Raw genomic sequence first — 24,765 nt, 5'->3', positions numbered from 1 at the left:
CCTCCTCATCGCGCTGGCACGTAACCCAGCTGTTTGTCGACGACGTTACGCAACGGCATTCCGGCTTGCCACTTGCCGAAGTTGTCGACGAAAAGCTCGGCAAGCGCGGGCAGCCAGCCGACGAAGTCTCCCGACATATGGGGTGAAATAAGAACATTTGGCAGGCTCCACAGTGGATGACGTACCGGCAGCGGCTCGATCTCGAACACGTCGAGCGCGGCACCGGCGATGACTTTTCCTTGCAGTGCCTCGACAAGATCGTCGGTGACCACCAGCCCGCCGCGACCAACGTTGATAAATCGGGCGGTCGGCTTCATCGCGCCGAAGGCGGCCTTGTCGAACATCCCGGCGGTAGCGTCCGTCAGCGGCGCCACCGCGACCACGAAGTCCGCCTCCCCCAGGCATTTATGCAGGTCAGAAGATGCTTGTACGGCAACGAAATCCGGGTCAGCGACGCGGGCCGTACGGCCGACACCGGTCACCTGGAGACCGGCGGCGGCCAGCAGCCGGGCGATGGCCCGGCCGATCGGGCCGGTGCCGACCACCACCGCGCGCCGGCCGGCGATCCGCTCGGTTTCCCGGTGATACCAGCGTTTCTCCCGCTGCGCGGTCAGGGTCGTACGGAAATCCTTGGCGAACGCCAACACACAGCCCAGCACGTACTCCGCGATCGCGCCATCGAAGATGCCCGACGAGTTGGTCAGTAGCACGTCACTTTGCCGCATCGCCGGGAAAAGCACGTTGTCCACGCCGGTGCTGGCGATGTGCAGCCAGCCCAGCCGGTCCGCGGCCGCGAAAGCCGGCTCCACCGCTCTGGACAGGAAATCCCAGACCAGCAGGCAATCGGCTCCCCGCAGTGCGGCCGGCAGACCGGCGGCGTCGGCGTAGCGCACCTCGGCCGCGGCTTCGACGGCCGCCATCAGGGGCGGACGGTCGTCCGCACAGAGGACAGCGAGCACCGGAATATCACCCGTTCGGACCACATTGACACGCTAGGTTCGGTTCGTATGATTGTCAACAATCCGCGGGGCGCCCCGGAGTCGCCGTTGACCGGGAGGTGAACCGTGGATTTCACGATGTTCGAAGGCCCATTGGCGCAACGGGGCATCGGCATCATCGCGCCCTTCGACCTCGCCCTGGAGCGGGAGCTGTGGCGGTGGGTGCCGGTCGAGGTCTCGCTGCATCTGGCCCGTACGCCGTACGAGCCGGTGCCGGTCAGCATGGAGATGGCTCAGCTGGTAAGCGACGTACGCCACCTGGCCGCCGCCACCCGGGACGTGCTGCACGTCGAGCCCGAAGTGGTCGCCTATCTGTGTTCCTCGGGCAGCTTCGTGAACGGGGTAGCCGCCGAATCCGGGCTCTGCAAAGTGATTCGGGATTCCGGCGCACCCGACGCGGTCACCACGTCCGGCGCTCTCGCCGAGGTGCTGAAAACGTTCGGACTGACCAAAATCTCGGTGGTCACGCCGTACTATGCCGACCTGACGGCGAAACTGCACGAATTCCTCGGCGAGCTGAACGTGGAGACCGTCGCCAGCGAGCATCTCGGGCTGGGCGGCGGCATCTGGAAGGTCAGCTACCGCACGGTCGCCGAGCACATGCTGCGAGCGGACCGTCCGGACGCCGAGGCGATTTTCGTCAGCTGCACGAACCTGCCCACGTACGACCTGATCGAGCCGCTGGAGACGATGCTCGGCAAGCCCGTCTTCACCGCCAACCAGCTGACGATGTGGGCCTGCCTGCGGCGGATGCAGCTGCCGGTGGTCGGGCCCGGGCAGTGGCTGCGGGAGATCGATTGACCGGTTCAAGTAGGATTGTTGACAATATGTACCAGCTCTCGGAGGTGCCTCGGTGACCACGCTCGGCTTTCTCTACCCGGGGCACGCCGCCGAAGACGACTACCCCACCGCGCAGAAGATGCTCGGCGGCGGTCACACGCTGCGGGTCGAGCACACGTACGGCGAGGACCTGCACGCCATCGAAGAGCTGCTCGATCTCGGGAATCCGAGCCGGTTGGCCGAGGGCGCTGGCCGCTTGGCCGCGTACTCCCCCGCCGCGGTCATCTGGGCTTGTACGAGCGGAAGTTTCGTCTACGGCTGGGAAGGCGCCACCGAACAGGCGGCGAAACTGGCCGAGGCGGCCGGAGTGCCGGCGTCGAGCACGTCTTTCGCCTTCGTACGAGCGACCCAGGCGATCGGTGCGCGAAAAGTCGCGGTGGCCGCGAGCTATCCGAAGCCAGTCGCCGACCGGTTCGTGGATTTCCTCGCCGCCGCCGGGATCGAGGTCGTCCGGATGTCCAGCCACGGCATCCAGACCGCGGCCGAGGTCGGCACGCTGCCGGTCGACGCGGTGCTGGAGCTGGCCGCTGGCAACGACCATCCGGACGCGGACGCGGTGCTGGTGCCGGACACCGCGATGCGTACGGTCGCCCTCGTCGACACGATCGAGAAGCGAATCGGCAAGCCGGTGCTGACGGCCAACCAGGTGACCATCTGGGAAGCCCTGCGACTGTCCGGAGAACCCTTGGTCCACAGTGGACTGGGAACACTGTTCCGGGCGGCCGCGAGCGCGGGGCAGGGCCGATGACCGCGGAGGGCTTACTGCCGGTCAGCCGGGAGTCCACCGCCGAGATCATCGCGAGGCAGTTGCGTACGGCCATCATGAACGGCGCGATCGCGCCGGGCACCCAACTGGGCGAGGCCGAGCTGGCCGGGCAGTTCCAGGTCAGCCGGGGGCCGCTGCGGGAAGCGATGCAGCGGCTGGTCCAGGAAGGCTTGCTGCGCAGCGAAAGACACCGTGGCCTGTTCGTCATCGACCTCGAACCCGCGGACGTCTATGACATTTACGTCGCTCGTACGGCCGTGGAGCGGGCCGCCGCCGTACGCATCATGCGCGGCGACTACCGCGCCGCGGCGGATTCCCTGGAAAAAGCCCAGGAACTGTTGCGGTATGCCGCCCAGGTCAACGACCCGGCCGCGGCCAGCGACGCCGACCTGCGGTTCCACGAGTCGCTGGTGCTGGCCGCCGGCAGCCACCGACTGGCCCGGATGGCCCGTACCTTGTTGGTGGAGACCCGGATGTGTCTTTCCGCGCTGCAGCGGACATATCGCGGTGTCGAAGAACGCGCCGACGAGCACGGGAAGCTGATCGACGCGATTCGCAGTGGCGACGAGGAACTCGTACTTTCGTTGCTGGACGCCCATATGGAGGACGCGATCGAGCGGCTGGTCCCGGGCAGCAGCCTGCGCTCGGGAGTGGGGCCCAAAACCGGGGTGGACACCGCGGTCATCGGCCCGGGCGTCAACGGCTACGTCAGCCTTTTCCAGACGCTTGCCGATGAGGCCCGGGCCCAGACTCCAGCGATCAAGCCAAAACGCGCCGCCCGCCGGGCGCGCTAGCCGATCCAGTCGGTGGTCAGCATCGACCGGGAGATGGCCGTGTTGGTGACCGCCAGCAATCGGGACATCAGCGGCGCGGTCAGCAGGAACAGCACGCCAATGGTGGTCTCCAGGATCAGATCCGCCCGGTACGATGAGCCGAGGCCGAGCAGGTACGCGAGAGTGTGGCCGTCAGTGGGCAGGCTCCATCCCCACAGGAAGTACAAAGTGCCGCCGACACCGGCCACCCACCAGGTGACGGCGAGCACAAAAGCGATCGTCGCCGGGATGAAGGCGAAGACACCGTAGAGGAAGTCCCGCCAACTCTGGGCCTCGGCCAGCGGAGTCAGCAGCCGCTTCAGGCCGCTCCGGTCTTCCAGGCTCCGGTACGCCGGCCGCACGCTCGGCCGTCCTCGTACGGCGCCCACCCAATGCCGCTCGATGTCCGCGAACCGGCGAGCCACGTACAGCGCCAGCACCAGGATGGGGAAGCCGATCCCGATCACCAGGGTGCCCAGTCCCACCGAGAACAGCGTGACGAGAAGCACGAACCGGATCACGGCCACCACAAAACCGCCCAGGCTGTACGCGGTGTCCGTGCCCACCTGGCGGGGAAACGGGCGCTTCTGCATTGCCATCGTGCTGCTCACGGTGCTGCGGCCTCTCGGTCAGGGTCTTCTGCGCTTAGGTCCGTGAGCAAACCGTACAAACGCGCGAGCGCTCACCGCGTCCCTCCAAGGTGCTTGGTTGGGCATCCCGCCCAGGTATCGGTCCAGAGGAGGCCGCCCGCGCCGACCGCCGACGGGCCGACCGCCCGGGATGACACGATGTGGGACGACAAACGGGTCACCCGAAAGGATGGCAATGGCCGACATCGAGTACACGACCGCCGATGGCGTCGGGACGATCACGCTGAACCGGCCAGCGCGCAAGAACGCTTTCACCATGGAAATGATCGACGCGTGGGCCGGTTTTCTGGTTGATGCACGGACAAATCCGGACGTACGGGTAGTCCTGCTGACCGGCGCCGGTGACGCGTTTTGCTCCGGCGTCGACCTGGACGACTTCGCCACCGGCGATTCCTCCGCGCTGGCACGCAAAAACGTCCTCGCGGAGCGGATCCATCGAGTCGCGTACGCCTTGGAGGATCTGGACAAACCGGTGATCGCGGCGGTCAACGGGGTGGCGGTAGGCGCCGGCATGGACATGGCGCTGATGTGCGACCTGCGCCTCGCGGCCACCTCGGCGCGGTTTTCCGAGGGTTACATCCGGGTCGGGCTGGTGCCCGGCGACGGCGGCTGTTTCTTCCTGCCGCGGCTGATCGGCAGCGCCCGCGCCCTGGAACTGTTGTGGACGGGCGATTTCGTCGGCGCCCAGGAGGCGCTGGAGATCGGCATGGTCAACCATGTCTACCCGGACGCCGAATTCGCCGGCCGCGCGGTCAATTTCGCGCAACGGATCGCCGCCGCTCCCCCGGTGAACGTACGAATGATCAAACGCGCGGTCTATCAGTCCGCGCGTACGGACATGCGTACGGCATTGGATCTTATTTCCTCGCATATGGCGGTGGTGCAGAGCACCGAAGACTCGGCCGAGGCACTGACCGCCTTCCGGGAGCGCCGCGACGGCGTCTACCACGGTCGCTGATTCTTCTTGCGGACGCGACGAAACAGCGGCCCGAGAGCCGCTGTTTCGTTGCGTACGAGCTATTTCAGCGGCGGCACCGGCGGGCTCGTCCAGTGCACCCCGTCGGTCGACACCGAATCAGTTGCCCCAGTGCCACCGACGTAACCGCGAACAAGGAGGCCGTTCACCGTCTTACCGAAGAAGTTGACGGGACCGTTTGGCGCCACCGGGGTGAAAGTGCGGCCGTTGTCGCGAGTGATCACCACGTTGTCCCGATTTCCAATGTCGTTGTTTCCGGTCCCCACGATGCTGCCGTCGTCCAAAGGCCAAGCGCTGAATGGCAGTCCGTGCGACTGAGGGTCCTCGTTCCACGTCCTGCCGCCATCGTCAGTGACCAGGGTCACGCCCTGCCCCAGTCCAGACTTTTGCGGCACCGGCCGAATCGTACTGATAGCGGCGTGGCGTCCATCGAGGCTGGTGATCGAGGTGCCAACCGATCCTTCGGACGACTTCAGTACGTGTGTTGTCCACGTCCGGCCCTGATCGTGGCTGACAGCGAGCCCGTTTCCCCCAGCGGTCGGCGTGTACGTACACCAGATGGTCCCATCACGCGACGCTTCCACACTGCCTACACCCGTCCCCGGGGCGATAGCTAAGACGTGCCAGACGCCGGTGGCCGGATCGACGGCGGTCAACTGGAATCCGTCCATGCGCTTTTGCATCATGGCCAAAGTCCATCCGCGCGGAACACTGTTGATGTCGTCGCCGACGATGGTTGGTGGCAGCCCTTTGGGCACTCCGCTAAGAGGGTGTCCACCCACGATCCGCCGCCAACTCTGGCCGCCGTCCTGGGTGAGGTAGCCACCGACCGTCAGGGCGGTGGCACTCAGAAAGACCAGGAAGTCGTTCGTCGAGACCACCGGATCCGGTCCCCAGACATTCTTGGGAGCCTGGTCCGCGGCCGCATTGGCGTCCGCTGGCAGCGCGTACGCCCGCCAATGCCCACCACCGTCGGTCGTACGGGCCAGCGCGTACTTCCCTGGCGAAGCGACGACCAGCGCGTACGTCAGTTTCGTGTCGATCGGGTATATCCGGCCCACTTTCATGCTGGCGGTCAGCGGCACCACCTTGGCGGGTGTACCAGTGGCCGGTGCTTTGGCCGGCGGCACCCGGTCAGATCTCGCGGTGGACACCGCGAACGACGTTCCAGTAATCAGCACAGCCAAGGCGACGACGCTCGCCACGATGCCCACGTTGCGTACTCGCCGGCGGTGGCCACCGGCCCGGTGGATCGCGTCGAGGTCGGGCGTGTACGCACCGCTCTCGACTTTGTCCCGCAGGTCTTGAAAAAACGAGGTAGTCATCAGATCTCTCCGATCGCCGGAACCGGGCCATCAGCGGACATCATGGCCACGAAACTGGACCGGTCCGAACCGAGCAGCTGGCCGAGCGCGGTCCGGCCGCGGTGCAGCCGGGACTTGACGGTTCCGGTGGAGGCGCCGATGGTCTGGGCGATCTGTTCCACCGACAGGTCCGCCAGATAGTGCAGCGCGATCACCTCGCGATATCGCGGCTGCAACTGGCGAATCGCGTCGTAGACAACGAGCCGATCCGGCGACATTTCCGGCACCACCGGTGGCCGCGGCTCGTTCTGGCGCATCAACTGCCGGAGCCGAACCTTGCGGCGCCATCGGTTCAACGCCACATTGCGCGCGACCGTACGCAACCATGCCTCCGGGCTGTCCGCCTCCAGCACCTTCCGACTGTTGGCCACCGCTCGTACGAACGCCTCCTGCACCACATCCTCGGCCTCGGCCGTGTCCCCGGTCAGGGCGAACATGTTCATCACCAAGCGCGGATGAGTGGCTCGGAAGATCTCATCCAGCCGTTCACGCGCTGTCGCGGGTCTGTCCTGCACGCCCCGTCCTCCCAGCTGATTGCCGTCTTGACAATCACATGACAAACAAGCCACCGAATCCGGTTCCCGGCAATGCCGCCGGCCCAAAAGGGATTCCTCAACGGGCAGCCGACTGGCTATCGTGTTCCGGTGCGTACGACCGAACGGCTGCGGCTGGAACCGATCACCAGTGACCACGCCGGCGATCTTTGGACCGTGCACCAAGATCCGGCGGTGGCCCACTGGTATGGCCAGTGGACGTTGGACATGGCTCGTCGCGAAGCGTCCCTTTATGGCGCCGCATGGGCGTCCGGAAGCGTCCACAAATGGCTGGCGTACGAGCGAATCTCCGGCAAGGTGGTGGGCCGCGGCGGCCTCTCGTGGAAACACGTCGACGGCGAGCGCCGGTTGGAGACCGGCTGGGCGTTACGCGGTGATTTCTGGGGGCGCGGCTATGCCAGTGAGATCGGCCGGGAAAGTCTGGCGTACGGGTTCACCTTGCCCGCCGCCGACCAGATCGTGGCTTTCACCGAAAAGGAAAACATCCGCTCCCAGGCGGTGATGGCGCGGATCGGCATGCACCACCTCCGGGACATTGTCCATCGCGGCAGTCCTTTCGTGCTTTATGCGATTGACAGGCCTGTGATCATCTAACGGTGGACAGTCGAGGTTCTGACAGGAGATTCGTGCGAAAACCCGTCACCGCGATCGATGTCGACGACGCCGTCCAGCTGGCGATCGCGGCCTTCCGGCAAGCTTCGCCGGACGCTTGGGAGGGCAACGCGGGCACACTGGAGTGGGGCTGCTGGGAAACCGTCGAACATCTCGCCGACGACTTGTTCGCGTACGCGGCGCAGCTTGGCCCGAGGACCCCGTCGCTGGAGCGCGAGGTGCCGTTCGCCTGGATCCGGCAGCGGCCAGCAGGACCCGCGAACGTCGTTTTCGTCGACCGTTCCGCTGGCCCTTCTGGACTGTTCGAGGTTTTGGAGGCCTGCGCCGCGCTGCTGGTGGCGATGGTGCGTACGACCTCGCCGGAGGTTCGCTCCAGGCACATTTTCGGCGCCGCGGACCCGGAAGGTTTCGCCGCGATGGGCGTTGTGGAGACTTTGGTGCATACGTACGACATCGCGGCCGGTCTTGGGGTGCCGTGGGACCCACCGGCCGACCTCTGCGATCGAGTGCTGGCGCGGCTCTTCCCGGACGCGCCGGCCGGCGGTGACCGGTGGCAGGTCCTGCTCTGGACCACCGGGCGAGTGGAACTGCCAGGTCGGCCAAAGCTGACAGAATGGCGCTGGTACGGGACCCCGCGTGCGGACTGAAATCCCGACTGACAGCAGGAGGCCGGTGGAAGCCCGTCGTCGGGATGGATGACGGCGGGTATCACCCAGGCACCCATCCACAAGATCGCTGACCGACGGTGCGGTAGCTGTTCGCTGGGTGGCGGCGAAGAGGGTCGGTGATTATTACCGGCCTGGGTAGAAAACAAACGGTCGAGTATCGGGCCAGAGCGCGCGCTTTGAAATAGAAGTTCTCCACAAGGCATTTCAGGGTGGTCCGTTTCTTATCCACAGAAACGAAATCAGCTTCCCGACTGGTGAGGCGCTACATTTCCAGGACCAGTTTGCGGTGGGGCGAGTGGGCTTGCAGCTCCCACGCTTCGGCGATCTCGGCCAACGGCAGTGACTCCCATTCGACGACCAGACGGCCGGCGGCGGCATGGGCAGCGAGTTGACGGTAGGCCTCGCGTTTGATTTCCCACGGAATAGCGTAAATCGTGTAGCCGAGAATGCTCGTCGAGGATTTACGTACTATTCCACCGGCGATGGGGACGGTTTCGCCGGCGGCCGATCCCAGCTGCACCAGCCGGGCGTTTTCAGCCGTGCAGGCCAGCGCGGCCTGAGCGGGCAGCCCCCACAGCGGATCGATGATCACATCGTAGCCAGCCGGTGCGGCGGCGCCCAGTCTAGCGACCAGGTCGTCGCCGTCGAGGGCGACGACGGTGTCTGCGGCCGTACGCACCGAAGGGCTGAGCGTGCCGGTGTCCCGAGCTGCGGCGACGACCTTCCAAGCGCCGAGCAGGCGCGCGATCTGGACGGCGAAAGCACCGACCGCACCGCTGGCGCCCAGGACGAGCACGGTTTCGCCTTTCCGCAGCGCGGCCCGGCGGGCCAGGGCATCCCAGGCAGCCAGGCCGGCGACGCCGAGAGTGGCGGCGACCGCGTTCTCGAGACCGTCCGGCAATGCGACCAAGTGGTCGCTGTCCACCGCAGTCAACTCGGCGAAAGCGCCACCCCGCTGGCCTGTCTCATACCAATAGCGAACGCCGTTCGCCTCGCCGACGCCTTCGGCCCCGGCCACGTAAGGCGGTTCAGGAGCACCGAAGTAGTACGTGCCGGAGGCCATTTTCAGGTCGACCGGGTTGACCGCGGCCGCCCGGTTGCGAATCAACGTCTGGCCGGGCAGCGGTTTCGGATCAGGCCACTCGCCCACCTGGGGCGGCCGGCCGAAGGCGGGAATGATCGCGGCGCGCATGAGTCTCCGAACGACGTGGTCAACCGATGGACGCAGAAGAGAATACCGGCCCGGTAGCTTTACGGCCGCCCGAAATGCGGATCGGTGGCCAGCACCTCGCGGGCCTGCGCGTCCGGCAGCCGGTCGAACCAACCAGCCACCAGCTGCTTGCGAAGTTCCTCAGGAACCGCACCGAAAAGCCGAAGCCGGGCCATTCCGCCGTCCGGGAAGACATCCATCCGGACCTCGCTGACCACGTCGGTCGCGGCCAGCCGGAAGCGGTGCCGGGTGTCCGGCTGCAGGCGCGTACGAGGCAGCAACTCCACCCACGAACCGCCGATCAGTCCGCGCAGGGTGCCGAATCCAGGTGCGTTTCCCTTGAAATGCGAGGTGTCCAGCTCCGCCAACCGGATCACCCCCGGAGCCGCCAGCCTTATGCTCACCCAGTCGTTGCCGTCGTCCCGCCGCCGGGAGGTCTCCCAGCCCTCGCCCATCACCCGGGCCAGCCCCGGCAGCAGCAGGTTTTGCGGCGAACCGTAGAACATGTTGCTACAGCCGGTCACCCGACCGCCGTTTTCCAGGGCCGCCAGGTCCACAGAGGACAGATCGAGCAGCCGCGGGTCCGGCACCGGCTCACCGTGCACCCGGAACCGCGCCACTCCCCCATCCGGATAGATCGACAGGCGTACATGCGTGTAGCGAAGCGAATCCTCGATCGCGAAGAAGTTCGCCGAGTCGCCGGTGAGTGCCTTGGCCGGCAATAACGGTTGCCAGTCCGCGGATTCCAGTTCCAGCGGGGACGGATATCCTTCGACACCGCATGCCTCGACAGATGCGGAAGGCGGGAAGTTTCCGGTGAAGAAAGAAGTGTCGATGATGACGCCGCGGACCACGCCGGGCACTCCGAGCCGGACCACCGCGTGGTCATGACCCTCGGTGCGGCGGCGGCGAGTCTCCCAGCCGTCGTAGACCTGGCCCTTGGCGCCAAAAGTGTACCGATTGAACACCGGAGCCTCGGATCTGATGAGATTCTCGCGCTCGGCGAAGAACTCGTCATTGGCTGAGACGACACTGCCGCCGAGCGCTCGCGAGGCCAGGTCGGGAAGCCGCAGCCACTGCGGATCGGTCATCGTTCTCCTCTGGACAACAGTCTTCCGCTAGGATTCTCGCCGCTGACGCGGTGACCTCGCAACCACGTCTGCCGGACCACTCCGGCCAGTGCCCGGCCCTGGTACGCCGAGACCGGATTCCGGTGATACAACCGGTTGGGATCCACGACGTACGCGTCATCCGGTGCGAACACACAGAAATCCGCGTCTCGTCCGACCGCGATCCCGCCCTTGCCGGCGAGGCCGGCCACTTGTGAAGGGCCGGCGGCCATCCATCGTACGACGTCCGTGAGGGTGAAGCCGCGAACCCGTGCCTGCGTCCACACCGCCGACAATCCCAACTGGAGGCCGGAAATACCGCCCCAGGCTACACCGAAGTCCCCGTGTTCCAAATCCTTGAGATCAGGTGTGGACGGCGAATGATCGCTCACCACGCAGTCAATGATTCCGTCGGCGAGCCCCCGCCACAGCAACTCCCGGTTGGCCGCGTCGCGAATCGGCGGGCAGCATTTGTACGGTGTGGCTCCATCCGGAATTTCCTCGGCGCAGAACGTCAGATAGTGCGGGCAGGTCTCCGCGGTGATCCGCACGCCATCCGCCTTCGCGGCGGCAATCAGGGCCAGCGCCGACGCACTGGCCAAATGCAGCACGTGTACGCGTGCGCCGGTCCGACGGGCCGCCGCTATCACCCCGGAAATCGCCAGATCCTCGGCGTTGGCTGGCCTGGAAGCGAGGAAATCCCGGTAGTGGACGCCGGTCGGCGGTGGCGCGGCGTCGATCGTCGCGCGGTCCTCGGCATGAACGATCATCAGCGCGTCCGGCCCGCTCAGTTCCGTCATCGCCAAGGCGAATTGAGCTGGCGACAGCGCGGGGAACTCGTCCACGCCTGAGTGGAGCAGGAAACTCTTGAAACCGAAGACGCCGGCCTCATGCAGTGGCAGCAAGTTCCCGAGGCTGGCTGGCACCGCGCCACCCCAGAAACCCACATCCACATGAATCCGGTCGGCGGCCGTCCTTTGCTTCACTAGCAGCGAAGGAACGTCGATGGTCGGCGGAATGCTGTTCAGCGGCATGTCGACGATCGTGGTCACGCCGCCGGCCGCGGCGGCCCGAGTCGCGGTGCCGAACCCTTCCCAGGACTCGCGGCCCGGATCGTTGACGTGCACATGACTGTCCACCAACCCCGGCAACAACACCTCGTCATCGGCGAGCTCGATCGTCGTTTCGGCGTACGAACCATTATCCAACGAGACGATCACACCATCTTTTACCCCGACACCACACGAAATCTGCTCAGCGCCGACCACGGCACGGCCACGGATCACCAGGTCAAGGTCAGGCATGCGCGAAAGCGAGATGCTCGGGTCGTACCGGGATTCGGGTCAGCGCCACGCCGGTGGCGGCCCGGATCGCCGCGACAATCGCCGGCGTCGACGAAATCGTCGGCGCTTCCCCGACCCCGCGCAGGCCGTAGGGCGCATGCGGATCAGCTAATTCCAGGACGTCCACTTTCATCGGCGGCATATCCAGGATGGTAGGGATCAGATAGTCGGTGAACGACGGATTGAGGAGCTTTCCACCCGCGAGTTGGATTTCCTCCATCACCGCGAGCCCGAGCCCCTGCGCGGATCCGCCGTGGATCTGGCCAAGCAACGCGGTCGGATTCATGATCTTGCCGACATCCTGCGCACAGGCCAGCTCGACAACCTTCACCAGTCCCAACTCGGTGTCCACGTCGACGACCGCCCGGTGGGCCGCGAAAGAATACTGGACGTGCGCGAAACCCTGACCGGTCCTCGGGTGGATCGGCTGGGTCGGCCGGTGCCGCCACTGCACCTCCTTTTCCAGTGTCCGATCCCCTACCAGTTCCACCAGGTCGACCAGCCCGCCGCGACGCGCCGACACAACTTTCCCACCAGAGATGGACAGATCATTGAGCTCACTGCCGAACCGCTTGCGTACCAGCGAAAACAGGTCATCGCGCAGCTGCTGACAGGCGGCCTGGACGGCACCGCCGGTGACATAACTCTGCCGCGAAGCCGAGCTCGACCCGGCGCTGCCGATGCTGGTGTCGGCCGGCTCGATCACTACCCGCTCGATGCCCAACTCGGTACGCGCGATCTGCCCCTGCAGCGTGACAAGTCCCTGCCCGACCTCGGCGGCGGCCGTGTGCACCGAGACCACCGGCTCACCGGCGGTGATCCGCAGCCGTACCCGCGCGGTCGAATAATCGTCAAAACCCTCGGAAAAACCGACGTTCTTGATCCCGATGCCATAACCGACCCCGCGCACCACCGACTCGCCGTGCGTGGTGTTGGCATAGCCGCCCGGCATCGAGCCGGGGCCGACCGAGACCGCGGGCAGCGGCCGATCGCGTACCAGCTCCAGCAGGCGGGCGACCGGCGCCGGCGCGTCGATTCGCTGTCCGGTAGGCAAAACCGAGCCCTCCGAGACGGCATTGCGGATGCGGAGTTCGACCGGGTCCAGGCCAAGTTCGGCCGCCAGCTTGTCCATCTGCGTCTCGTACGCGAAACACGCCTGCACAGCACCAAAACCGCGCATCGCGCCGCACGGCGGGTTGTTCGTGTACATCCCATACGCGTCCATCACCACATTGGGCACCTCGTACGGGCCGACACCAAGCGTCGCCGCGTTACCGGTCACCGCCGATGTGGTCGCCGCATACGCACCGCCGTCCAGCACGATCCGCGCCTTGACGTAGACCAGCGTTCCGTCCAGCTCAGCGCCGTGCTCGTAATGCATCACCGCCGGATGCCGGTGGACGTGCCCGAAAAACGACTCCTCGCGGGTGTAGACCATCTTCACCGGGCGTCCGGTGTGCAGAGCCAGCATGCACGCGTGGATCTGGATCGACAGGTCTTCGCGGCCGCCAAAAGCGCCCCCGACACCGGCCAGCGAGAGCCGCACTTTCTCCGTAGGCAGGCCAAGAGCCTCGGTCACCTGCCGCTGGTCGACGTGCAGCCACTGGGTGGCGATGTAGAGGTCGACCCCACCATCCTCGGCCGGCACCGCCAATCCGGACTCCGGGCCCAAAAAGGCCTGGTCCTGCATGCCGACCTCATAGTCGCCGGATACCACAACCGGGGCGGTCGCGGATGAGTCACCAAACCGGACCGGGACGTGCCGGACGATATTTCTCGGCGCATGCTCGTGAAGTTGCGCCGAGCCAGGTTCCATCGCCTTCACCGCGTCGTCGATGGGTGTCAGAACCTCGTATTCGACCGCGATGGCCTTGGCGGCGCGGCGAGCTGTTTCCGGGTGATCAGCGGCTACTACGGCCACCGCTTCGCCTTGGTAGCGAACGATATCCTCGGCCAGCACCGGCTGGTCCTGATGTTCCTGCCCGTACCGATTGGGGCCGGGCACATCACTGTGGATGAGGACCGCGTGCACTCCGGGAATCGCGAGTGCGCCGGCGATCTCGATCGAGGTGATTCGCGCGTACGGATGCGGGCTGCGCAATGTCGCGCCCCAGAGCATGTCGTCCGCGAAAAGGTCCGAGGAATAGGCGAATTCACCGCGCACTTTCGGCACGCCGTCCGGCCGCAGCGGACTTTCTCCTACCCCGCCGGCAATTCGTACGTCCGGGGCTGTTCTGGTCATCGCGCGGCCAATTGTTGGCTGGCGGTCCGCAGCTCGACCGCGAGCGCGTGCTCGTCCATTCCGCGTACCTTGCCGTCAGTCACCACCGGCTCCCCACCCACCAGCAACAATGCCAGCGGTGGCACCGGCCCGAGCACCATGGCGGCCACTGGATCGGTCATTCCGGCGTGCTCGAAGCCATCCAGCCGCCAGAGCGCGAGATCGGCGAGCTTGCCCGGTTCGATCGAGCCGATTTCTTTCTCCCGGCCAAGACAACGCGCGCCGCCCATCGTCCCCAGCCGCAACACATCCCGTACGGTCATGGCGTACGGGCCGCCGCGCTGCCTGGCGAGATAAAGCGCCTGCCGCAGCTCGTGAACGAGCCCGCCATCTTCTTGCGAGGCGGCCCCATCGACCCCCAGCCCCACTGGCGCGCCGGCAGTCGTGAGGTCCCGTACGCGGGCTGTTCCGGCGCCGAGCCGCGAGTTGGAATTCGGGCAGTGCGCGACGCCGGTGCCGGTCGCCGCCAGCCTTTGTACGGCCACGTCGGAAAGATGGATGCCGTGCGCCAGCCAGGTGTCGTCACCGAGCCACCCCAACCGCTCGGCGTATTCGGCTGGAGTGCAGCCGAACTCGGCCCGGCACTGCTGTTCCTCCTCGACCGTCTCGGCCAGGTGGGTGTGCATCCGGACGCCCATTTCACGGGCGATTTCGGCGGCACCGCGCATCAACTCGGCGCTCACCGAGAACGGTGAGCACGGTCCGACCGCTACCCGCACCATCGCGTCCGGGCTCGGGTCGTGGTATTTCGCGATGGCGTCAGCGGTTCCGGCCAGCGCCGCGTCGGTCTTCTCGACCAGGTTGTCCGGCGGCAGCCCACCCTCGGCGGCGCCGCGGTCCATCGAGCCGCGGACAGCGTGCAACCGAATGCCGACCCGTTCACCGGCACCGATCAGCGCGCCAAAGACATCGCCGCCACCGGACGGAAAAACATAGTGATGGTCGGCCGCGGTCGTGCAGCCGGTCTGGGCCAGTCGGGTGAGGCCGGCGGTCGCGGCGGTGTGCACGATATCCGCGTCCAAGCCCGCCCAAATGGGGTAGAGCTCGGTCAGCCAGTCGAAAAGGATCGAGTTCTGCGCGTACCCACGGGTCGCCCACTGGTAAAGATGGTGATGGGTGTTGACCAGGCCGGGCGTCAAAAGGCAACCGGTGCCATCGACGTACTCGCCATCCAGGCCTTTGGGCGCCCGTCCTGAAGCGACGGACTGGATGCGGCCGTCGGCGATGACCACGTGACCGGTTGGGTGCTCGGTGCCTGCGGAGTCCACAGTGGACACCGCGGCGCCGTCGATGATGAGAGTCATGACTTCCTCGCCGCCGCTTGTACGGCCTCGATGATCTTTTCGTAGCCCGTGCAGCGGCACAGGTTGCCGGCCAACGCCTCGCGAATCTGCGCTTCGGAGGGATCGGCCACCCGGGTCAGCAGGTCGTCAGCGGCGACCAACAGGCCGGGCGTACAGAATCCACATTGGACGGCGCCGGCGTCCAAGAACGCTTTCTGCAACGGATGCAAGGCATCCCCGCGGGCCATGCCCTCCACGGTGCCGACCTCGGCGCCCTCCGCCTGGCCGGCCGCGACCAGGCAGGAACACACTGGACGGCCATTGAGCTGGACCGTACAGGAGCCGCATTCGCCCTGCTCGCAAGCACCTTTCGCGGCTGGATACCCGAGCCGCTCGCGGAGCAGGAAAAGCAGGCTCTCGGTCTCGCCGACATTGTCGGCCGCATGCGAGCGGCCGTTGACACTCAGATTTACGCGCATTGCCTGGTTTCTTTCTGGTAGTCCAACCACGTCCAGCCCAGCGTCCGGCGGGCCAGCACGCCAAGAGCGTGCCGCCGGTACGCGGCGGTCGACCGCACGTCGTCGATCGGCGCGGCCGCCGACGCGACCAGCTCCCCGAATTCCCGTACGACCGCGTGCGGCAGCGGCCGGCCCGGATCCAGCCACCGACCGGAAAGCTCGTCTTCCAGGAACCGCTCGGCTTCCGGTGCGCGCCGGGGCGTCGGCGCGGCCGAGCCGAGACCGGTCCCCACCCGTTTGGCGGCCGGATCCAGTTCCAGCGCGAAAGAACACACCGCGATCACCATCGCGTTACGCGTCCCGACCTTGGCGAACTGCTGCGGTCCCGGCGCCGCCGCCAGCTCGATCGCGGTCACCAGCTCGTCCGGCGCGAGTGCAGTCTTTTTCAGCCCGACAAAATAGTCGTCGATCGGAATGTTTCGCACGCCTCGCACGGACTGCACTCGTACGACGGCGCGGCCGGCGAGCAGCGGCGGATGCGCGTCGCCGGCCGGGGACGCGGTGCCGAGGTTGCCGCCGACGGTGCCGCGGTTGCGGATCTGCGGCGAGCCGACCGTACGGCTGGCCATCGCGAGCCCCGGCAACGCATCGGCCAGCTCCGCGATGATTCGCGCGTACGGCACGGTGCCGCCGATCAGGTAGCGGTCATCTTCCCGCCACCACTGGGAAAGTTCTGGCACGTCGGTCAGGTCGAGGACGTCCCGGGCGGGCAGCCGGCCGAAGTTCGCCGCCACCATCACGTCGGTGCCACCGGCCAACGGCAGCACTTTCGGGTTGTCGGCCTTGATGGCCAGCGCCTCAGCCAGGCTGGGCGGGCGATGAAATCGCACTGGTGTCTCCTGTTATTTCCCGCTCCGGTTCGCGACCGCGACCGGACGGCAGATGGTTGAAGAGCAGATTGAGCAGCACGGCGACCACGCAGCCGGCGCTGATGCCGGAGCCGGCGATCACCTGGAACCAGCCCGGAAACTGCTGGTAGAGCGTCGGTACGACGGTCGGCGCCAGGCCGACGCCGAGCGATATCGCGACCAACAAGAGGTTATTGCCGGTCAACGAGGCCTTGGCCAGCATTTTGATGCCGTACGCGGCAACCGTGCCGAACATGACGACGCCGGCCCCGCCGAGCACCGGCGCCGGAATGGCCGCGACGGTCTCGCCGAGCGGCCGGATCAGCCCCAACAGCACCAGAAACCCGCCGCCGACTGCCACCACGTATCGACTGCGAACGCGGGTCAAGCCGACCAGGCCGACATTCTGCGCGAACGCCGTGTACGGGAAGGTGTTGAAAATCCCACCGAGCACAGTGGACAGTCCGTCCGCGCGCAGCCCATCAGCGAGCACCCGGCGATCGACCGGTTTCCGGGCGATCTCTCCCACCGCGAGAATGTCGCCGGTCGTCTCGGTCATCGTCACCAGCATCACGACCAGCATGGACAGGATCGCGGCCAGCTGAAAGGTCGGCAGCCCGAAGTGAAACGGCGTGCTCACCCCGAAAAGCCCGACTTCGGACACCGACGAGAAATTCGTGAAGCCGAGAGGGATGCCCACCACGGCACCGATCACAATGCCCAGCAGGACCGCGATCCGGCTCCAGAACCCCGGCGCGAACCGCTGAATCAGCAGGATCAGCACCAGAACTCCGAGGGCCAGCGCCAGATTCGCCGGTTTGCCGAATCCGGGCGTGCCCTGCCCACCGGCCGCCCAGTTGGCCGCGACCGGCAGCAGCGACAGGCCGATGATCGTGATCACCGTTCCGGTCACCAGCGGCGGGAAGAATCTCAGCAGCCGACCGAAAAGCGGCGCCAACAGGATCATGCCCACACCCGACACGATCACAGCGCCGTAAACCGCCCTGATCCCGCCTCCGGTCGTACCAATCAGCACCATTGGGGTAACCGCGGCGAAAGTGCAGCCCTGCATCAACGGCAACCGCACCCCGAACCGCCACACGCCGATGCACTGGATCAGCGTGGCTATTCCGGAGATCAGCAGGTCCGCGCTGATCAGGTACGCCAAATCGGCGCTCGACAGGTGCAGCGCGCTGCCGACGATCAAGGGGACAGCGACGGCGCCGGCGTACATCGCCAGCACGTGCTGCAAACCCAGCGACAGCAGCTTGCCGGCCGGTGGCACCTCGTCAACCGGATGGGTCATGCGTCGTCCCTGGTCACGGTGGCCTGAATCAGGCCGTACGGGCGATCTGTGGCATGGAAGACTACGCCAGGATTGTCGAGCCCGAAGGGGCTGAGGTCGACCGGGATGTGATGCTTGTTCGGCAACTCCAACCGAATCTCGGCCACTTCCTCGCGCTCCTCGAGTACCCGCCGACCCATCGCGTAAAGGGTCTGCTGCAACGAAAGACTGTGCACTTCGGCGAAGGTTTCCAGCAGCAGCCGCAAAGTCTCCGCGTGCGAAACGGCCCAGTCAGACCCGGCCCGGTGCCGCCACCGGGCGGTCACCGCGGTCGCCAGCACCCGGTCCTTGGTCTCGGCCAGGGTCGTGTACGGATCCTTGGGATAGCCCCAGAACTCCGATCCGGTGGTGTTCAGCACGACCAGGTCCGTGATGCCGGACGAAACCGACAACGTCCCGTCGTACGTGACGCTGGCCGTACGAGTGCCCGCCGCGCGTACGAACGAATGATGGGCCGGCGCGCCGCCCACCGTCATCCGATCCCAGCCGTACGACTCGATGTCCACTGTGGCCGATCGGATCGCCGGCTGGCTTTCCACGAAATGCCGGGCCAGCCGGGCGGCGAAGTCCTCCGGCTCGCCGACGCCGTCCCTGGCGAAGGCGAAAACGGTGTTCTTCTGTGAATCGGTTGGCAGCACATCGGTGTTGTCGCCAGTCAGGTGGGTCGCCGCCAGATCACCTGAAAGCGCTGTGGTGACATTGAAATCGACGATCCGATGCTGTGGCGCGGCCCGATCGACGAAAACCAGCCGCGTTTCCGCCTTGCCGTACGAGTTGTCCCCCAGAACGATGCCCATGTTTTTCCTTACGAGCCGCGATAGGTGGTGTACGAATACGGCCCAAGCAGGAGTGGAACGTGGAGATGACCGCTCGGGTCGGCCACTCGGAAGGTCACCGACGCCTCCGGATAGAAGGCGTCCGGCCCAAGATAGCCGCCAGTGTCGAAGACCAGCCGATAGATCCCCGGCTCCACCTCAAAATCCCACCGGATCCGGCCGTCGTCGTTGGTCCTCGCCTCAGCCACCGCGGCTCCCGACTCTTTTTCGAGTCGTACGGCCACATTCGCCGCCGGGCGGCCGGTCGCGGTGTCCAGAATGTGGGTCGAAATGCTCACAGGATCCGCTCCAACCTGATCCGGACGATCTTGGCCAACTCCGCTCGGGTCACCGCGGCCTCGGTTTCGTCGTCGTTTTCCAGCCGGCCCCGCAGCGCGGTGAGGATCTCGGCGGCGCTCAACCCGGTGGCGCAGATCAGGAAGACCCGGTCGAAACGCCTCTCGTACGCGACGTTGCCGTCGCCCAGCTCGGCGGCGACCCGCTGGTCGTCGGTCGCCGCCGCCGACTGCTCCTGCCGAGACCACCTCGCCTCCGCACCGGACCCAGCGGCACGCTGGCCGATCCGCGGGTGCGCCGCCAGCGCGAGCTCGATCTCGGCCCAGCCGACACTGGCGAGGATCTCGTCGGAAGCGGTCAACACCTCGTTCACTGACGCGTACGGTCGCCGACTGACTACTGTGTGTATCCATAGCGGCGCGGCGCAGCAACTCCGCAACTGCTCTTCGGCGGCATCGGCGGGCAGTGCGTTGAACGTGGCCAGCGAAGCGCTGGCCGCGGCTTGCTGCATTTACTCCCGCTCTCGGTAGGCGTACCAGTTAGTAAAGCCGCTGGCAGGACCGGCAGCCAGTCACCAAAAGCACCAAATGAGCGGCGCCCGAGGGCACTGTTCTTGTAGATTTCTCCAATCATGCGACTCGCTGCCCTGTTGGACGTACCCGACCTGCGGTTGCGGTTACTCACCGCAACCGACGGGCTGGAGCGGGAGGTCCGCCGCACCATCACCACCGACCTGCTGGACCCGGGCCGGTTCCTGTCCGGCGGTGAGCTGGTGCTGACTGGGCTGATGTGGTGGCAGGGGCCGGCGGACATCGAGCGGTTCCTCGCCACCCTCGCGCGGTCCGGGGTCGCCGGCCTGGTGGTGGGTTCGGCGGGCCTCGACTCGCTGCCCGCGGACCTGCTGCCGGCCTGCGCGCGACATGGCGTGCCGCTCTTCGAAATCCCGGCCGACCTGTCGTTCTCGGTCATCACCGAATACGTCGTTCTGGCGCTCGCGGCCGAACGCCGGTTGCCTTTCCCGGCGGCCACCGCCGACCTGGCGACGGTCCTCGCGGCGGTGTCGGCCGAGCTGGCCGCCGGTTGCTGGGTGTTGGCGCCGACCGGCCGGATGATCGCCGGCACCGGACGGGCGCCGGCGCTCGCCCGCCGGCAGGTGCTGGCCCGCCGCTACCTGTCCGCCGACCAGTTGCCCACCGCCGTGCACGGTCCCGGCATCGCCACTCACACCCTGCTTCCCGCGCAGGTCGGCGACCACCGGCTGGCCGGCTGGTTCGTCGCGGTCGAGGGCGACGGCGAACGCTGGTCGGCGGATCAGCGGCTGCTGACCGACCGGCTCGTCGAGCTCGTACGGGCGGAATGGACCGCTTGGCGGGCCGCTCCGGACCCGTCTGGGGCGTCCGACGACACTGTGTTCATCCTGGCCGCGACGATGCTCAACGGTTGGCCAGACGGCGCCGTCGACGTACTCGCCGAGCTTGGCGCGCACCTCGGCGCGATGCCGCCCAGCGTCACAGTGAACGACGGCATCGCGTACGTGTCCGTGCCGACCGGCGGCCGTACGCTCGCGCAGGCCGGCGGTGAGATCACCGAAGCCGTACGGGTGCTGGAGCCGGGGCTCGGTGCGGCCCGGCTGGCGGTGGGCGTGTCTTCACCGGTCGGCTGGCCGGCGGTCCGGTCAGGCACCACCGAAGCCGCGGACGCCTGCCGCCTCGCGGCCCACCGGCCGGGGCCGGCCGCGGTCGCCGTCGGCACAGACCTGACCTCGCACCAGTTGCTCAGGACGGCTATGCCGGAGGAACTGCGAACGATGTTCCGGACCCGGCTGCTCGGGCCGGTTTACACGTACGACAAAGAACACCGCTCCTCGCTGGTCGAGACGCTGAGAGTTTTCCTTGAATGCGCGGGCTCCTGGAACCAGGCAGCAGAGCGTTTGCACGTACACGTCAACACTTTGCGCTATCGACTCCGCCGGGTCGAGGAACTGACCGGCCGCGACCTGATGTCCTTCCCCGACCGGGTGGACTTCTATTTGGCCCTGACCCTTTAAGACTCGAACGCCGTCAAGGTGGCTTTCATCCATTCCAGGAACTCGTCCACGTCCTGCTCGTCGTAGCCCCGCCGCCCTCGCGGAGGCTTTTGGAAGGCCGCGCGCTGGATGTCGGCGGGCGACACGGAGGCCCCGCTGACACAGCGCTCCGAGACCCAGTCCAGGAAACCGTCGACCTCGTCCTCGGCATAGCCCCGCTTTCCCAGCGGCGGCTTGCGAAAGGTTGCTTCCGCTATTAACGCGGCGAACTGCTTCGGCGTGGCCGGGAGGTCTTGGTGATCCGAACCGCTGCCCCCGTGTATGGCGCTGGCGATCTCGCGGGCCCGGACCACGTCGGCCGTCGGAATGGGCTGGTCGTCGTACGCCGGGCCGGCCAGGGCGAAAAGGTCCTCCGCCAACTGGCGTCGATCCGCGCCGGCCCAGCCAAAGGTCGCCGGATCGTACGCGCAAACGGCGAGGCAGAAGCGCTCCACGAGAGCAGCGCCGGGTGACAGCCCTTGCTGCGCCAGGTGCCCGTTGACGATCTCCAGCCAGGTCGGCCCGTACGTGGCCGCCAAATACCGTTCGAGCTTCGGACCCATCACAGCGGTGACTTCGCGTACGATCTGTACGATTTCGGTGGCGTTCGCCAGCATTTTCTTCCCCCGTCTTGACTTAGACCAGACCATTATGGGCCGGTAAGGCAAGGCGGGGGCGCTGATCAGCTAGACGACGTCGAAACAATCACCGAGACTGGAGTGCTGTCACGGCGGCCTGCATCCAGTCCAGGAACTCATCTACTTCCTGCTCGGCGTAGCCCCGCCGTCCAAGCTGCGGTTTGGAGAAGGAGACGTTCTGGATCTCGGCGGGCAACACGAAGACGCCCGTGAGGCACCGATTCGACACCCAGTTCAGAAAAGTGTCGACGTCTCCCTCGTCGTACCCTCGCATTCCCTGCGCCGGACCGCGAAAAGCCGCCTTATCTATCATCGCGGCGAACTGATCCGGGGTAGCAGGCAGTTGCGGGTAGCACGGTTGGTCATTCCGAGAGAAGGAACCGGCGATCTCACGGGCGCGGACGACCTCGACCATCGCGATCGACTGGTCTTCGTACGCAGGACCGGACATCAGGAAGAGATCCACCGCCTGCTGGCGTAAATTCCCATCGGCCCAGCCCTGGGTCGCTGGTTCATGGCCGAAAACGGCCAGACAGAAACGCTCCACGAGAGCTCCGCCGGGCGGCAGCCCCTGCTCCCCGAGATGCGCGTTGACGCGAGTCAGCCAACTCGGTCCGTACGTGGCCACCAGATGCGCTTCGAGCCGCGGGGCCATTCCGGCGGTGACTTCCCGTACGATCTGCACGATTTCTGCGGCATTGGGCTGCATTTCTTCCCCCGTCCTGGAACAAACCATTGTCGGCCAGCCAACCGAGGGAGGGCATGGTGTCCCGGGCAGATCACCTTGCCCGACTGGGCAAATCCAGGTAGCCGGTGATGATTTCGGTGACCTCTTGGGGTTTTTCGAACAGTACGCCGTGGGACGCGTCGATCTCCCGGACCTCGACATGAGGCCGAGTCGCCACCAACGCGGCCAGGTCGCGGCGCAGGCCGGCCCGGAAGGCGACCATCAGCGGCTCCAGGTCCGGCGGCACCTCGGGCAGGCTGCGGGTGGCCACCACCAACAAGACCGGCACTTCGACCTCGGCGAAAACCGGCAGGCTGTCGGACTGGACGCTGCCCCGAAGCGCTTGGGTGGTCGCCAAATCAGGCCGAAGGTACGTTGCGCCGTCGCGGCGGGCGAGGCCGCGGCGGGCGACAACCTCCCAACGATCTGGATCCGTTCCGCACTGCACGGCGACCGCGCGGCGAGCCGCCAGCATCGCCTCGACCTGCTCGTCACTGAAAGGCACTGCCATCGCGGCCATCTGTGCATCGAACTGTGCGTCGAGGCGCGCCATGTCCTCGCACAGCTTTTCCAACGGAACCCCGGCCGCAGCGGCGTCAAGGTTTTCCGGGCTGGTGACTGGTGATCGGTGACCGTCGAGGTTCACCACCGCAGGGCAGTCCGGGTGCTGGCGGGCCCATCGGGCGGCCAATCCACCGCCGAGCGAGTGACCCACGACAGCTGGCTGACGCAGATCGAGTTCTTCAACCACGGCCTCCAAATCCGCGATGACCGCGGCCCAGCTCCACGGCCCGTCACCGGACTCGCCATGCCCACGCAAATCCACGGCCACCGCGTGGTGATCGGCCGCCAGCAACGGACCCACGACATCCCACGACGCCAGGTTGCCGCCGGCACCATGCAGCAGCAGGATCGCTTGCCCTGACCCGCCGTAGTCGCGTACGGCAATCGGCACTTCGCCAGATTTCACTACGAGGTCAAGCATTTTCCGCTCCTTTGGACGTACGGCTGACCGATCGATCACGGACCGAGGAAGTGGTGACGCCGCCGTCCGGGTGCGGCCGCAACTTGCCGCGCGCCAACAGGTCATGCACGCCCTGTCGGGTGATGCCCAGCATCGCGCCCGCCTGGGCGTAGGTGACCCGCTCTCGCGCCGGATGGCCCATCCGCCGCAACACCACCCGCCCGAACGGCGACGCCCACCAGGCCGGCGGCGGATCGAAGACCTCGTCGCTCGGATAAAGCGCGGCCAACAGCCTCGCTGCGGCACTGTTGACCAGCCGCTCATCCCGGCCGAGCAGTTGCACGGCCCACATTTCGGCATCCATCCGGACTCGTTGTCGCAACGCCTCCACGACTTCGTCGTCCTGCAGCAACACCACCAACGGATCGAGCAGCCGTACGGTCACCCGCTCGACGAGGTCGTCCACCAACTCCACGTGCATCCGTGTCGTACTCACGGCCGCTACCCTAGCCGCTACTTGACATGATCTGTCAAGTAGCGCGCCAACCAAGCGACTCCTTTGTCGAATCGTGATTGCGCATTATTCATGGAGTTGTTGATGGAGTTTTTGGGGCTGTTTTAGTTAGCAACCCCAACGAAAAGTCGGTGTTCGAACAGGTGTACGATGGGTGTTGTGAGTTACCAGCTGCAGTGGTCCGTCCAGGATGTGCCCGTGGTGGCGGATCTGGACGAGGACGCGCTGGTGGGTGTCGCGGTGGAGTGGGAGCGGATCCGTGCTTTTGTGGATGCGCAGCAGCAGGCGTCGTTTGCGGAGTTGGTGCGGCGGCGGGTGGCCGCGGCGACGCCGTTGCCGATTGACCAGGCTCCGACTTATTCAGGCGCTGTCATGGAAGCCCAGGCCCGGGCCGCGAAATGGTGCGCGTCCGAATTCGCGCCGGCACTGCGGTTGGCTGAGATCACCGCTCAGCATCGGGTCCAGGACGCGGTCCTGCTCCTGGACCGGTATCCGGCGGTCTGGCAGGGAGCCTGTCACGATTTCTGTGTAAGCCGGAGGTGATTGGCTTACTTGTCTTATTATATCA

General features: G+C 66.3%; 26 protein-coding genes and 1 pseudogene. 8 read left to right on the top strand and 19 right to left on the bottom strand.

Annotated elements, in window-relative coordinates:
- Positions 1 to 5: 5 nt before the first annotated feature.
- A complete protein-coding gene (locus tag ABD301_RS34250; protein ID WP_344314470.1) occupies positions 6 to 920 on the bottom strand; it encodes a D-2-hydroxyacid dehydrogenase in 915 nt (304 codons plus the stop codon).
- 156 nt (positions 921 to 1,076) lie between these two features.
- Between ABD301_RS34250 and ABD301_RS34245 the strand changes: the two genes are divergently transcribed.
- From ABD301_RS34245 to ABD301_RS34235, 3 genes and pseudogenes are all read left to right on the top strand, one after another.
- Positions 1,077 to 1,799: a maleate cis-trans isomerase family protein gene (locus tag ABD301_RS34245; protein WP_344314469.1), complete on the top strand. Its 723-nt coding sequence runs from the start codon at positions 1,077 to 1,079 to the stop codon at positions 1,797 to 1,799.
- Positions 1,800 to 1,917: 118 nt separating this feature from the next.
- A complete protein-coding gene (locus ABD301_RS34240) occupies positions 1,918 to 2,586 on the top strand; it encodes a maleate cis-trans isomerase family protein (protein WP_344314468.1) in 669 nt (222 codons plus the stop codon).
- Positions 2,583 to 3,239 (top strand): annotated as a pseudogene (locus tag ABD301_RS34235) (GntR family transcriptional regulator); the annotation flags it as partial. The gene ABD301_RS34240 and the pseudogene ABD301_RS34235, both read left to right, overlap by 4 nt.
- 155 nt (positions 3,240 to 3,394) lie before the next feature.
- Here the strand turns inward: ABD301_RS34235 and ABD301_RS34230 are convergent.
- A complete protein-coding gene (locus ABD301_RS34230; RefSeq protein ID WP_344314346.1) occupies positions 3,395 to 4,015 on the bottom strand; it encodes a sensor domain-containing protein in 621 nt (206 codons plus the stop codon).
- Between the two features lie 226 nt (positions 4,016 to 4,241).
- Between ABD301_RS34230 and ABD301_RS34225 the strand changes: the two genes are divergently transcribed.
- Positions 4,242 to 5,024, top strand: a complete 783-nt coding sequence (locus tag ABD301_RS34225; protein ID WP_344314345.1) for an enoyl-CoA hydratase/isomerase family protein — start codon at positions 4,242 to 4,244, stop codon at positions 5,022 to 5,024.
- 59 nt (positions 5,025 to 5,083) lie between these two features.
- On the opposite strand, the gene ABD301_RS34220 is transcribed toward ABD301_RS34225, so the two are convergent.
- Positions 5,084 to 6,367: a WD40/YVTN/BNR-like repeat-containing protein gene (locus ABD301_RS34220; protein WP_344314344.1), complete on the bottom strand. Its 1,284-nt coding sequence runs from the start codon at positions 6,365 to 6,367 to the stop codon at positions 5,084 to 5,086.
- Positions 6,367 to 6,921: a SigE family RNA polymerase sigma factor gene (locus tag ABD301_RS34215; protein WP_344314343.1), complete on the bottom strand. Its 555-nt coding sequence runs from the start codon at positions 6,919 to 6,921 to the stop codon at positions 6,367 to 6,369. Before ABD301_RS34215 ends, ABD301_RS34220 begins: the two co-directional genes overlap by 1 nt.
- Before the next feature lie 129 nt (positions 6,922 to 7,050).
- On the opposite strand from ABD301_RS34215, the gene ABD301_RS34210 reads away from it, so the two are divergent.
- Positions 7,051 to 7,554, top strand: a complete 504-nt coding sequence (locus ABD301_RS34210) for a GNAT family N-acetyltransferase (RefSeq protein ID WP_344314342.1) — start codon at positions 7,051 to 7,053, stop codon at positions 7,552 to 7,554.
- Between the two features lie 32 nt (positions 7,555 to 7,586).
- Positions 7,587 to 8,219 carry a DinB family protein gene (locus tag ABD301_RS34205; RefSeq protein WP_344314341.1) on the top strand — a complete coding sequence of 211 codons (633 nt, stop codon included), beginning with the start codon at positions 7,587 to 7,589 and terminating at the stop codon, positions 8,217 to 8,219.
- A gap of 283 nt (positions 8,220 to 8,502) precedes the next feature.
- Here ABD301_RS34205 and ABD301_RS34200 read toward each other — a convergent pair whose 3' ends face one another.
- Genes ABD301_RS34200 through uraD form a run of 11 tightly spaced genes read right to left on the bottom strand, consistent with a single transcriptional unit; the run spans position 8,503 to position 19,800 of the window.
- On the bottom strand, positions 8,503 to 9,432 hold the full coding sequence (locus ABD301_RS34200) for a quinone oxidoreductase family protein (RefSeq protein ID WP_344314340.1): 930 nt from the start codon (positions 9,430 to 9,432) through the stop codon (positions 8,503 to 8,505).
- Positions 9,433 to 9,491: 59 nt separating this feature from the next.
- Entirely contained in the window at positions 9,492 to 10,541 is a 1,050-nt protein-coding gene (alc, locus tag ABD301_RS34195; RefSeq protein WP_344314339.1) for an allantoicase, read from the bottom strand.
- Positions 10,538 to 11,863 carry an allantoinase AllB gene (allB, locus tag ABD301_RS34190; RefSeq protein WP_344314338.1) on the bottom strand — a complete coding sequence of 442 codons (1,326 nt, stop codon included), beginning with the start codon at positions 11,861 to 11,863 and terminating at the stop codon, positions 10,538 to 10,540. Before allB ends, alc begins: the two co-directional genes overlap by 4 nt.
- A complete protein-coding gene (gene pucD / locus ABD301_RS34185; protein WP_344314337.1) occupies positions 11,856 to 14,144 on the bottom strand; it encodes a xanthine dehydrogenase subunit D in 2,289 nt (762 codons plus the stop codon). Before pucD ends, allB begins: the two co-directional genes overlap by 8 nt.
- The gene (locus ABD301_RS34180) at positions 14,141 to 15,487 is read right to left on the bottom strand and encodes an 8-oxoguanine deaminase (protein WP_344314336.1); all 1,347 of its coding nucleotides are present in this window, start codon (positions 15,485 to 15,487) and stop codon (positions 14,141 to 14,143) included. The genes pucD and ABD301_RS34180 overlap by 4 nt, the downstream gene beginning before the upstream one ends.
- Positions 15,484 to 15,945 (bottom strand): (2Fe-2S)-binding protein, encoded by a 462-nt coding sequence (locus tag ABD301_RS34175; RefSeq protein ID WP_344314335.1) that lies wholly within the window; start codon positions 15,943 to 15,945, stop codon positions 15,484 to 15,486. The genes ABD301_RS34180 and ABD301_RS34175 overlap by 4 nt, the downstream gene beginning before the upstream one ends.
- A complete protein-coding gene (locus tag ABD301_RS34170) occupies positions 15,936 to 16,814 on the bottom strand; it encodes an FAD binding domain-containing protein (RefSeq protein WP_344314334.1) in 879 nt (292 codons plus the stop codon). The genes ABD301_RS34175 and ABD301_RS34170 overlap by 10 nt, the downstream gene beginning before the upstream one ends.
- A complete protein-coding gene (locus ABD301_RS34165) occupies positions 16,783 to 18,138 on the bottom strand; it encodes a nucleobase:cation symporter-2 family protein (RefSeq protein WP_344314333.1) in 1,356 nt (451 codons plus the stop codon). The genes ABD301_RS34170 and ABD301_RS34165 overlap by 32 nt, the downstream gene beginning before the upstream one ends.
- The gene (gene pucL, locus ABD301_RS34160; protein ID WP_344314332.1) at positions 18,135 to 18,974 is read right to left on the bottom strand and encodes a factor-independent urate hydroxylase; all 840 of its coding nucleotides are present in this window, start codon (positions 18,972 to 18,974) and stop codon (positions 18,135 to 18,137) included. The genes ABD301_RS34165 and pucL overlap by 4 nt, the downstream gene beginning before the upstream one ends.
- 8 nt (positions 18,975 to 18,982) lie before the next feature.
- On the bottom strand, positions 18,983 to 19,291 hold the full coding sequence (uraH, locus tag ABD301_RS34155) for a hydroxyisourate hydrolase (RefSeq protein WP_344314331.1): 309 nt from the start codon (positions 19,289 to 19,291) through the stop codon (positions 18,983 to 18,985).
- A complete protein-coding gene (gene uraD, locus ABD301_RS34150; protein ID WP_344314330.1) occupies positions 19,288 to 19,800 on the bottom strand; it encodes a 2-oxo-4-hydroxy-4-carboxy-5-ureidoimidazoline decarboxylase in 513 nt (170 codons plus the stop codon). Before uraD ends, uraH begins: the two co-directional genes overlap by 4 nt.
- 120 nt (positions 19,801 to 19,920) lie before the next feature.
- On the opposite strand from uraD, the gene ABD301_RS34145 reads away from it, so the two are divergent.
- Complete coding sequence (locus tag ABD301_RS34145) at positions 19,921 to 21,336, top strand: PucR family transcriptional regulator (RefSeq protein ID WP_344314329.1); 1,416 nt, start codon at positions 19,921 to 19,923, stop codon at positions 21,334 to 21,336.
- Here the strand turns inward: ABD301_RS34145 and ABD301_RS34140 are convergent.
- The 4 genes from ABD301_RS34140 to ABD301_RS34125 all read right to left on the bottom strand — a co-directional run bounded on the left by ABD301_RS34140 (position 21,333) and on the right by ABD301_RS34125 (position 24,179).
- Positions 21,333 to 21,971: a DivIVA domain-containing protein gene (locus ABD301_RS34140; protein ID WP_344314328.1), complete on the bottom strand. Its 639-nt coding sequence runs from the start codon at positions 21,969 to 21,971 to the stop codon at positions 21,333 to 21,335. The genes ABD301_RS34145 and ABD301_RS34140 overlap by 4 nt on opposite strands.
- A gap of 88 nt (positions 21,972 to 22,059) precedes the next feature.
- Positions 22,060 to 22,701, bottom strand: a complete 642-nt coding sequence (locus ABD301_RS34135) for a DivIVA domain-containing protein (RefSeq protein ID WP_344314327.1) — start codon at positions 22,699 to 22,701, stop codon at positions 22,060 to 22,062.
- 70 nt (positions 22,702 to 22,771) lie between these two features.
- A complete protein-coding gene (locus tag ABD301_RS34130; protein ID WP_344314326.1) occupies positions 22,772 to 23,704 on the bottom strand; it encodes an alpha/beta hydrolase in 933 nt (310 codons plus the stop codon).
- Complete coding sequence (locus ABD301_RS34125; RefSeq protein ID WP_344314325.1) at positions 23,697 to 24,179, bottom strand: hypothetical protein; 483 nt, start codon at positions 24,177 to 24,179, stop codon at positions 23,697 to 23,699. Before ABD301_RS34125 ends, ABD301_RS34130 begins: the two co-directional genes overlap by 8 nt.
- Before the next feature lie 177 nt (positions 24,180 to 24,356).
- Between ABD301_RS34125 and ABD301_RS34120 the strand changes: the two genes are divergently transcribed.
- Positions 24,357 to 24,740 (top strand): hypothetical protein, encoded by a 384-nt coding sequence (locus tag ABD301_RS34120; RefSeq protein WP_344314324.1) that lies wholly within the window; start codon positions 24,357 to 24,359, stop codon positions 24,738 to 24,740.
- The last annotated feature ends 25 nt before the right edge of the window (positions 24,741 to 24,765 follow it).

It is taken from the genome of Fodinicola feengrottensis (genome assembly GCF_039530045.1).
GTDB classification, from domain to species: domain Bacteria; phylum Actinomycetota; class Actinomycetes; order Mycobacteriales; family HKI-0501; genus Fodinicola; species Fodinicola feengrottensis.
The sequence above is the reverse complement of the archived record's forward strand: the minus strand, read 5'-3'. Positions and strand labels throughout refer to the sequence as shown.